Consider the following 676-nt stretch of genomic DNA (forward strand, 5'->3'; position numbering starts at 1 on the left):
TTTATGAAGATTTCTGTAATTTTTCAACTAAAATGAAAAACAAGGCAATTGAGTTGCGAAAAAGAGGTTGGGATTCATTAAGAAATCTTTCTTGGACATTTAATGTTTTTAATAGCATTAATATGTCATATGAAACGATTAGAAAATCTCTTTTAACTTTCGATGGATTGTATTATGTTAACACTGATATGAAATTTTCAGGCTATGCTGCTTATGATGTACAATGGATTAGAATTGAGCGAAAATGGTATTATAGACATATATTATTTGATTTAATTAATCGAATGCCTATTGCAGAGTTAATTAATGAAAAAGAAGATTCTGCAACAACAAAAAATTTTATAAAAAACAGCATCAAAGCAACAGAGTCCATTGCAATTGTAACGGATTTAAAACCAGGATATGATAAAATAATGAGAGAAATTGGATTTGATCACCAACACTGCACATTTCACTTATTATTAAATATCAATGAAGAACTTAGAGAAGAACTAAAGCAAATACGCAAAGAATATGAAAGCAATCTAAAAAAACAAAACCCTAAACTCTCAGAAACACAAATCAAAAAACAATCCAAAAACATGATAAACAACTACAAAATAGAAATCAACGAATATTTAAGCATATTTTACAAATTATTCAAAAAAGAAACCTACGAAGAAGCAATAGAATACAT

The 676-nt window shown here is 27.2% G+C and carries 1 protein-coding gene; it reads left to right on the forward strand.

The genetic code is table 11. The features are described 5' to 3' along the window. Positions 1 to 32: 32 nt before the first annotated feature. On the forward strand, positions 33 to 676 hold a 644-nt coding region (locus MBORA_RS10750; protein ID WP_169805452.1), incomplete at its 3' end, for an IS6 family transposase.

Origin of the sequence: Methanobrevibacter oralis (assembly GCF_001639275.1) — an archaeon.
Lineage (GTDB): Archaea > Methanobacteriota > Methanobacteria > Methanobacteriales > Methanobacteriaceae > Methanocatella > Methanocatella oralis.